7 protein-coding genes and 1 pseudogene are annotated in these 9006 nt (G+C 68.5%); 6 read left to right on the top strand and 2 right to left on the bottom strand.

Annotated elements, in window-relative coordinates; genetic code table 11:
• The first annotated feature begins 264 nt into the window (after positions 1 to 264).
• A complete protein-coding gene (locus tag AC08OX_RS11105; RefSeq protein WP_476607739.1) occupies positions 265 to 546 on the top strand; it encodes an HNH endonuclease in 282 nt (93 codons plus the stop codon).
• 157 nt (positions 547 to 703) lie between these two features.
• On the opposite strand, the gene AC08OX_RS11100 is transcribed toward AC08OX_RS11105, so the two are convergent.
• The gene (locus AC08OX_RS11100; protein WP_476607738.1) at positions 704 to 1258 is read right to left on the bottom strand and encodes a flavodoxin family protein; all 555 of its coding nucleotides are present in this window, start codon (positions 1256 to 1258) and stop codon (positions 704 to 706) included.
• 509 nt (positions 1259 to 1767) lie between these two features.
• On the opposite strand from AC08OX_RS11100, the gene AC08OX_RS11095 reads away from it, so the two are divergent.
• From AC08OX_RS11095 to AC08OX_RS11075, 5 genes and pseudogenes are all read left to right on the top strand, one after another.
• On the top strand, positions 1768 to 2610 hold the full coding sequence (locus AC08OX_RS11095; RefSeq protein ID WP_476607737.1) for an SAM-dependent methyltransferase: 843 nt from the start codon (positions 1768 to 1770) through the stop codon (positions 2608 to 2610).
• 165 nt (positions 2611 to 2775) lie between these two features.
• A pseudogene (locus AC08OX_RS11090) lies at positions 2776 to 4962 on the top strand (putative bifunctional diguanylate cyclase/phosphodiesterase).
• 571 nt (positions 4963 to 5533) lie between these two features.
• The gene (locus tag AC08OX_RS11085; protein WP_476607736.1) at positions 5534 to 6847 is read left to right on the top strand and encodes a GvpL/GvpF family gas vesicle protein; all 1314 of its coding nucleotides are present in this window, start codon (positions 5534 to 5536) and stop codon (positions 6845 to 6847) included.
• The gene (locus AC08OX_RS11080; protein WP_476607735.1) at positions 6810 to 7340 is read left to right on the top strand and encodes a GvpL/GvpF family gas vesicle protein; all 531 of its coding nucleotides are present in this window, start codon (positions 6810 to 6812) and stop codon (positions 7338 to 7340) included. The genes AC08OX_RS11085 and AC08OX_RS11080 overlap by 38 nt, the downstream gene beginning before the upstream one ends.
• A gap of 60 nt (positions 7341 to 7400) precedes the next feature.
• Positions 7401 to 7946 (top strand): MOSC domain-containing protein, encoded by a 546-nt coding sequence (locus AC08OX_RS11075; RefSeq protein WP_476607734.1) that lies wholly within the window; start codon positions 7401 to 7403, stop codon positions 7944 to 7946.
• Here the strand turns inward: AC08OX_RS11075 and AC08OX_RS11070 are convergent.
• Positions 7901 to 8425 (bottom strand): arsenate reductase/protein-tyrosine-phosphatase family protein, encoded by a 525-nt coding sequence (locus AC08OX_RS11070; RefSeq protein WP_476607733.1) that lies wholly within the window; start codon positions 8423 to 8425, stop codon positions 7901 to 7903. The two genes, AC08OX_RS11075 and AC08OX_RS11070, sit on opposite strands and share 46 nt — an antisense overlap.
• Positions 8426 to 9006: the final 581 nt, after the last annotated feature.

The raw sequence follows: 9006 nt of genomic DNA, 5'->3' as shown, positions 1-9006 counted from the left end.
GGTGGGCGGCCGCACCAACCGACGACCAGCGATCATCCAACCGGTCGGGAAGACCACGGACAGGTCAACAGCCGCAGGATCTGAGGGGCCGACAGGTTAAACGACAAGGTGCGCCACGAACGTGGAAGGGAGCGAATTGTAGGAAGATCTTCTGACTGCGGTGCTGTGTAGCAGATGAAGGATTTGGCCCTTCGGAGTCGCTCTGCGGAGGGAGGCTCCAGGCCGCCACATGCTGCGGGAGCGGTGACGCGTCCGTGGTGAGCGATGTGGAAAAGGCGCCGGCCGAGGTGTCAGGCAGGGATCAGGAAGACGAGCGTGAGCGAATCACTGACGACGTGCCGTTATTTATTAGGTGGCATCGAAACCGTGGGGTCCTTGTGCCCTCGGGATGAGTCTGGCGGGTGTCCGCTGACTGGCCAGGTGGCGCCCGAGCAGCAACCCGAATGGGTCACACGGATGGCCTCCCGCCACCGCAAGACCCTCGTCGTCTGCCGCGCCTGCCACGAGGACATCCACGCGGGACGTCCGACACGCAGATCACGATAGGCACTGGAGAGCCAGCCGCTACGGAAAGCGGGCACGGCTGGTTCGGAGGGGGCCGTCGGAAAAGGACCAGGAAACTGGCACCTCGTCGACGGCCTACCCTACGTCACGCTCCGTTCTGTGGGAGCCCAGGGGTGCAATTCCCCTGGGCCACCCGACCTCAGGAAAGCGCGTTACCCTTCGCCGAGGCAGGGACCATCCATCCGAGGCTTTCGGCCCAGCGGCGGGCACGTTCGGGTTCGCCGGCCACCAGGGGGCCCGGCGGGCCGTCGACGTAGAAGCTCCGTGGACGGTCGAGGAGGGAGAAGCTGAGACGGTGCAGGCACCTTGCTGCACTGGCCGCGGCCGAACCCGCGGGACGGGGGTGACGGACCTTCGTGTCGAACGTGGCCGCTCCGGTGAGCGGCGTCTCCTCGGGCGACCCACTCGGTTGCCTGGGCAGTGCCTCGAGCCACTCCCGGATCCCGATCCCCGGTGACACGACATTGCCCTCGGTCCGCCTGGTGGCGTCGTGCCGGGTCTCGGGCCGACTCATCTCGAACGCATGGGTGGGCCCGCCGACGATGAGGAGCCTGACATCGTCGTCCAGGGCCGGGTCTGCGGTGCCGACCTCTACGAGTCCGACGTCCAACCACGTCGACAGGCCGATCGCGACGGCGTCCGCGATCACCCTGGTGTTGCCGAACATCGATTCATACACGACGAGGGCGCGCATCTCGTCCCACTCCTCACCCGGAACCTCGTACCGGAGCCTCGTACGGTCCCGGCCGAGGGCGACGCCCGAATACCCGCGCTGTCCCGGCCGCCGTCGGTCTGTCGGCTGCCGCCGCGGGCTCCGGTCCTCCCGGTTCTTTCGGTTCTTCCGGTTCTTCCGGTTCTTGCGGCCGTAGGGGTCTCCTCGGCCGTCGCGGGCGTCGACCCTCGATCCAGGTTCCAGACCAGTGTCCTCCGTGGACGGCCACGCAGGGCAGGGTAGGACGGTCTGGTCAAATCGGACATTCGGCACGGTCGGCGGCTTCCCCATGGGCCGCCGCCGGAGGTCGGTCCGCGCCGCCGGGAGGCCCGGGCAGGAGGTATGGCGGGCGTGCGATGAAACGAGCGAACGCGGTCTGGAGGGTGCTGGTCTCCGTAGCGAGACCGGCCGGTGTGGTGACGAAGGTGGCGATGGTAGACAATCTCCTCACCGTACGTCGTCTAGCGGGTCGCACAGGAGAATAGGTGATCATGGAGGAGTTGCCCGAGTGGGCCGCGGGGATCGATGTCAATCGCCCGAGCGCCGCACGGATGTACGACTACGCGCTCGGCGGATCGCACAATTTCGCGGTGGACCGGGAGGCGACGCGCGCCACCATCGAGATCCTCCCGGACGCCCTGCTGATCGCCAGATCGAACCGGTTGTTCCTGCACCGGGCGGTGCGCTTCCTCGCTGCCGAGGCCGGGATCACACAGTTTCTGGATCTCGGCTCCGGGGTGCCGACGGTCGGTAACGTCCATGAGATCGCCGAAGGGGTGAATCCGGAGGCCCGGGTCGTCTATGTCGACATCGACCCGGTCGCCGTCATCCACTCCCGGATGCTGCTGGTCGACAATCCGCGGGCCACGGTGCTCCAGGCGGATGTTCGGCAGCCCGCGTCGATCCTCGGCTCCAGCGCGGTGGCCGAGCTGCTCGATCTTTCTCAACCGATCGCCGTGCTCATGGTGACGGTTCTGCATTTCGTCCCCGACAGCGATGACCCGGCTGGCATCATCGATTCCTTCCGGGAGGCGACGGCGCCGGGCAGTTACCTGGCCATCTCTCATGTGATCGCGGACGAGCGGGTCGTAGAGATCAACCAGGCCAGCAAGGTCTACGACGAGACCCCCACCGTGGTGACCCCGCGTTCCCGTGCGGAGATCGCCGGTCTGCTCCGCGGATACGAGCTCGTTGACCCGGGCCTGGTCTACCTACCGGCCTGGCGCCCGGACGCGGCGAGCATGGGCGCCGATCCCCTCGCGGACAACCCGGTGCGTTCCACGATACTTGCCGCGGTCGGGCGCCGGTGGCTCGCCGTTCCCGGCTGTTTCTGACTGTTCCTAGTTTTTATGATTTTTCTTAATTATTTTTACTTTTTACTTTTTTATTGGTTTTTCTCCGGCTTCCGGTGCTTTTCCGGCCAGCGGCCGAGATTCTGTCACAGGGCGGGTCAGGCCCAAGGTTTGTCATGGTCGGGCAAGAAATGCGTGCGATGAGGAGTGCGTGCGGTGAGGTCCCTGCCCCAGACGGCACGCCAGCAGGGCGTCGCGCGCTTCGCCCAGGCCTGGGCCCGAGAGATCCTCGGCGCCAGCTATCCGGCGATCGGCCTGATCGACGTCGAGCAGCGGTTACGGGCGTTGAGCGACCGGCTCGTCGACGCCCTGCTCGCCGAACCGTTCACGGCCGACCCTGCGGCCGCGGTCGGGGCTGCCGTCGTCGAGTACACCTTCGGCGCCGCGGACGCGTTGGCCGGAACCATCGAGATCTGTGGCACCAGACTGCTCACCGACCTACGACTCGGGACGGCCGACGGGTACGGCGCCCGGCTGGCGGCGTTGCAGGGCGGCCTGGCCCAGGGATACGCCCATGCGCTGCGGGAGCGGATCCTCGCCGGGCAGGACTCGATCCATCGTGCGGCTCTGCACGCGAGCGATGCCCGCTTCCGGCTGATCTTCACCGGCTCCGCGATCGGAATCCTGATCAATGATGGAGACGGACGGATCATCGACGCCAACGACGCTTTTCTGCGGATGCTCGGAGTCGGCCCGGGTCAGGTGCAGGGCAGGTCAATCGACGAGTTTGCGCATCCCCAGGACGCGAGGGAGCTCCGGGAGGCCTATGCCGCCCAGCGGACCGCCGGACCGGAGCACATCCGGATGGAGCGGCGGTTCACCGGGATCGGCGGGTCGGTGGTGTGGGCCGAGCTGACCACGTCGTGTCTGCGCGACGACGACGGGCGGTGCCGTGCGCAGCTCTCCATGATCGTGGATGTGACTGACCGGCATCTGTTGCAGAATCAGCTGCGCCGCCAGGCGCGGCACGACCCGCTTACCGGCCTGCCGAACCGGACGGTACTCATCGAACGGGTCCACGAACTGATAGCCACGGGACCGGAACGTCGCATCGGGCTGTGCTTCATCGATCTGGACGGATTCAAGATGGTGAACGACAGCCTCGGCCACGACGTCGGCGACCGGTTGCTCGTCGCCGTCACGGACCGGCTGCGTCGGGTGCTGTCCCCGGAGCAGCTCCTGGTCAGGATGGGTGGTAACGAGTTCGTGATCCTTGTCGCTGACACAGCCGGCACGGCGGACGCCGTCGCCGTCGCCGAGACCGTGCTGGCGGCGCTGGCGAGCCCACTGCGGGTGGGTGACCACGCGCTGTCCATCGGAGCAAGCATCGGCATCGTCGAACGGCCCGTCGCCGGCGGGGACTACGCCGATCTGCTACGGGCCGCCGACATCACGCTCTACCGGGCGAAGGCGGAGGGGAAGGGTCGCTGGGCCCTGTTCGACACGGAGCGAGGCGCCCGGCAGGTGACCCGGCACACTCTGTCGACCATGCTGCCCCGCACCCTCGAACAGGACCAGTTCGTCGTCGAGTACCAGCCGATCATCGCCCTCGGCGACGGTGCGGGTGCCAGGATGGCCGCCGGGGCGATGGTCGGGGTGGAGGCGCTGGTCCGCTGGCGGCATCCTGGCCTCGGTCTGCTGCCCCCCGATCTGTTTATCGGGATGGCGGAGGAGACCGGGTAGATCGTGCCCCTCGGCCGGCGAGTGCTGGAGCTCGCCTGTCGGCAGGCGCGGCAGTGGCAGGAGTGTCATCCGCACGCCCTGTTCGTCAGCGTCAACCTGGCCGCCCGGCAGACCCGCGAAGCCGGCCTGGTGGAACAGGTCCGACGCATTCTCGACGAGACCGGGCTTTCCCCGGACCTGCTCCAGCTGGAACTTACCGAGAGCGCCTTCATGGGCACGGCCGACGAGTCGCTGCGGGTCCTGCGCGGGCTCGCCGAGATGGGCGTACGGATCGCTATCGACGACTTCGGCACCGGTTATTCCAACCTCGCCTACCTGCGTCGGCTGCCGGTGCACACGCTCAAGCTCGCCGGACCGTTCGTCGAGGGCTTCCGCTCGGCGCGGGACGCCGACCCGGGGGGTGAGGAGATCGTGCAGACGCTGGTCACGTTGGCCCACACCCTGCGCCTGACGGTGACCGCCGAGGGCGTCGAGACCCCGATGCAGGCCGAGCGGTTGCGCGCGGCCGCCTGCGACAGCGCGCAGGGCTTTCTCTTCGCGCCGCCGCTGACGGCTGAGGAGATCACCCAGAGGATCCTGACCCGGTCCGCTGACTCGGACCGATCATCTTCGAGCCCCACGCAGGCAGCGCGGGCGGCATGGGCGCGCTGATCCCGTAGGGCGCGCTGACCTCTCCACCCCCAGTGGACCTTCGGCCTGGATGGCCTTGGCTCCTCCGGGCGGGGGCTCCTCCGGGCGGGGGCGCCGGTCGGTGATCTGCGGTCGGCACCCGTCATACGCTGGGAGTTTGGAGCCGGTAGTCCCGGGAATGGGCGGCGTGTCGATGTCTTCGATGCCGCGGTCCTCCCTGTCCTGGAGGCGGGGCGGACGGGGCCGCGCACCGGCCATGAGCCCAGACACCATGAGCCCAGACACCATGAGCCCAGACGAGGACGGGACCGCCCGTCGCCGGGCGGGCCGAGGATCATCCTGAGTGGATCGCCGACCGTCCCGCGCAGATCGTGAATCGTGCCGGGGAGGGTGTGGAGGAGCCCAGGGGCCGGGCTGTCGGGTGGCCCACCGGCCGTTTCACCGACCGCGCCACCGGAGGGTCGACGGGCCGGGATCCGGCGGACGCGGTCGAGCGCCTCTTCGGCGGGGCCGGCAGGCCTGGCTGGCGCAGGGGGATCGGCCTTGACCAGGCATCGGCGGTCGAGAGACGGGACACGAGGGAGTAGCGGCCATGAGCACGGCGGCCGGGGCTGAGGATCTCACGGCCCTCGCCCGGCGACTCGCGCCTGAGGTCCTCGAGGAGGCCGTTCGAGAGGCCCGCGAACTCGCCCGACATCAGATCGTCGAGTGCCTCGCCCGTGAGATCACCCGGGTGGCGATGGAGGGCATCAGGCCGGCCGTGACCCCGCCTCGGGACCTTCCCCCCGTTCCGGTCTCGCAGTCGGGGTCGGTTCCGGAGTCGGAGTCCGTTCCGGAGTCGGAGTCCGTTCCGGAGTCGGAGTCCGTTCCGGAGTCGGAGTCCGTTCCGGAGTCGACTGTCGGAACTGTGGGCGTGGTCGGGCCTGGCGTCCGGCCGTCCTCGCGCGCGTCCCGGACCGACCGCGGTCTTTACGTATACGGCATCATTCCAGCGGCGAGCGACACCGCCGGAATCGATGGGCTGGGCGCCGACACCGAGGTGGACGCGATCGCCTGCGGGCCGTTGTCACTCGCCGTCTCGGAGGTCGAGTCGAGTCTGCTGCATGACCTCGAGGAGGACGTTGCCGACACCGGTCGCCTCGCCGCGCTGGCCCGCCGGCACGATCAGGTGCTGTGGGAGCTGCTGGAACGCGGCGGTGTGCTGCCGCTGCGGTTCGGCACGGTGCTCGCCGACCCGGAGCAGGGCCGGGCCATCCTCGACGACCAGGTACGGGACCTGCTCCAGATGCTGGACGCCGTCCGGGATGCCCATGAGTGGGGATTCCGGGTGGATTCGCCTGTCCACCACCCGGCGGAGATCGCACCAACGGTGGGTGTGGGTGGGCGGACCGGCTCGGCGACCGGCTCAGCAACGGCCTATCTTGCCGAGCGGCGCCGGGAGCTGCAGGCGGAGCGGGACCGGCGTGACGAGGTCGCGGCGATGGTCGATCGGGCGGATCGGGAGCTGGCCGCGCACGCGCGGGATGACGCCCGTCGGCACACCGGTCGGCCGGGGCGGATGTTCGACTGCGCGTACCTCGTGCCGCGTTCGGAGGAGGATGCGTTCCTCACCACGGCGACCGCGCTGACGCGGGAGCTGGACGCGGCGGGGTGCTCCGCCGAGGCGACGGGTCCCTGGCCACCCTACTCGTTTGTCCATATCACGCTGGGTGGTGACCAGCGTCTGGGCGGCACCTTCGACGGTCACGAGGACTCGCCCGGCGGTGGAGCGCCGGTGGTTGACCGGGTGCGCACAACTGACCGGGTGCGCACCGCCGATCTGGTTCCGGACGCCGATCGGGTCCCGGGTCCTGCCGGAGGACGGCCGGATGCTGTCGGAGGACGGCATGGTGGCGGCGATGACTGAGCTCGCCGAGGTGCTGCCGGGCAGTCCGTTCGTCGGGGTCACGCCGCCCACGGATCTCGACGCGCGGATCAGGCTGGGTCAGCAGGTGGCCGACCTGGTCATCGCACGCCGGCAGCGTCAGGCCGACGCGATCCTCGACCTGCTGCGTCCGCTGGCGCTGTCCGACTGGCCACGGCGCCCGCACGGCGGCGCGGAGGCCCCGGTGCTCAGCTGGGCGTTTCTGCTGCGCAACGACGCCGTGGACGCGTTCGACGCCGCCGTCGCCGATCTCCGTCGAGCCTGTCCGTACTTCACGATCGAACACGTTGGCCCACTTCCCGCCATTGACTTCGCCGAGGACCCCACGGGTCCGCCCGGAGCCGGTGACACGGCGGACGCCGACGCCTTCGGGGGACCGGCAGATGGGGTTGGAGCTCGGAGTCCGACATCTGGGGAGAGAATGATCAATGAAGGGCTCCACCAGGGGTGCCGTCACTTTTCATCCGCTCGCTGACGACCTCACCCGGATCCATGCTGATCATGGAATGCCATCCCAGCGGGTAGTGTCGGCATCATGGTCGCGGGACGCCTGGTCGGGATCTATACCACGCCGATCCGGGGTACCCGGATGCGGGCCCGTGAGGCCGTTCGAATGATCGAGGGTCACGGCCTCGAAGGCGACCGCTACGCCACCGGCAGCGGGACCTACTCCGCGCGCGGTGGCGCCGGTCGTGCCGTCACGCTGATCGAGCGTGAGGTCATCGCCGCCGTGGCCGCGGACGCCGGGGTGGCTCTGGCCGAGTGGGAGACCAGGCGAAACCTGGTGACGGAGGGCGTCGCGCTGCTCGACCTCGTCGGGCGGACCTTCCGCATCGACGACGTTGTCCTGCTCGGTGTCCGGCCCTGCCCACCGTGCTCCTACCTCGAACAGCTCACCCGCCCCGGGGTCTGGAGCGCGCTACGCGACCGGGGCGGCCTGCGCGCCGACGTCGTGCGTGGCGGCACCGTCCCGATCGGCGCGACGATCATCATCCCGTACCGGGAGGCCGAGCCCGTCAACGCGGTCGCGCCGGATCACGCGGTCGCATCGGGTGCGCCCGCCCCGACCGGTGAGGGATAGTGCCACGCATCCGGGTCAGTACCGCCAGACGGGATCCCGGTGTAACCGGGCTGGTTCTTCAGCAGCCCGACGCGGGCGGCCACGCCGAGACTGTAGACTAGTGCCCGGACGCGGGCATCGATCTCGTCGCGGATCGACCGGATCTCCTCGAGCGTGCACTCCGCCGGATCATCCAGTTTCCAGGTGAGGTAGCGCGTGTCGGGGTAGCTGGGAACGGCGTCGCCGCATCCCATGTTGGGGACGACGATGGAGTCGCGGACCATCTCGTTGGTCAGTCGCTTCGGGGACTCCCGGGACAGGTCGATGCCTACCTCGGCCATGACGGTGACGACTCCCGGGTGGATGGCCGGGGCCGGGGCGGTGCCGGCGGATCGGGCGCGGAACAGACCACGACCATGTCGGTCGAGCAGGACGGCGCCTATCTGAGAACGGCCCGCGTTGTGAACGCAGACGAACAGCACTTCGGGCGGACGAGCCACGAACGCTCCTGGTCGGCCGTGCTGGAACGGTGGGATAACGGGTTGCCGGGGTTGCGGCGGAATGTATTTTCTTCGGATCTGGATGCCGGGTCGCGATGTCAGGCGCTTGTTTGAATGTTGATGTTTTTGCGGGCTTCCGTTGCAACGGATGTTGGGTATGTCTCGATGGGGCATCGTCGAACACGGTTTCGCCGGGTGTGGCATCGCGGACCGTGATTTCATGGACCGAATATTCGCCGGCTATTGAGTCTTGCCGGCGCGACCATTGCCGACCGTAAACGCCGCCGGTCATTGTCAACAACATTTTGATAACACTGATGTAATCGTTCGCGTCAGCCGTGGGTTGCCAGTGACATACTCCCACGGGTGCCACCGGGTGCTCCCCACGGGGGTGACGAAGTCCCGGCGTCGCCCTGATCACTTCTGGTGGGCGAGGCTCTGGCGGTAGCCGAGAAGATCGCTGAGATGCCGACGCCGGTGGCGGTGATGGTCACCGAGGCGGTCGACCGTGCCTTCGAGGCGACCCTCGCCAACCCCTGACGGCACTCGTCAGACCGTCCCCGGGGACTAGGGACTAGGGA

This window comes from Frankia sp. CoBUL1, assembly GCF_978021245.1.
Note: the sequence above shows the minus strand (reverse complement) of the source record. Positions and strands in the feature narration are given on the sequence as shown.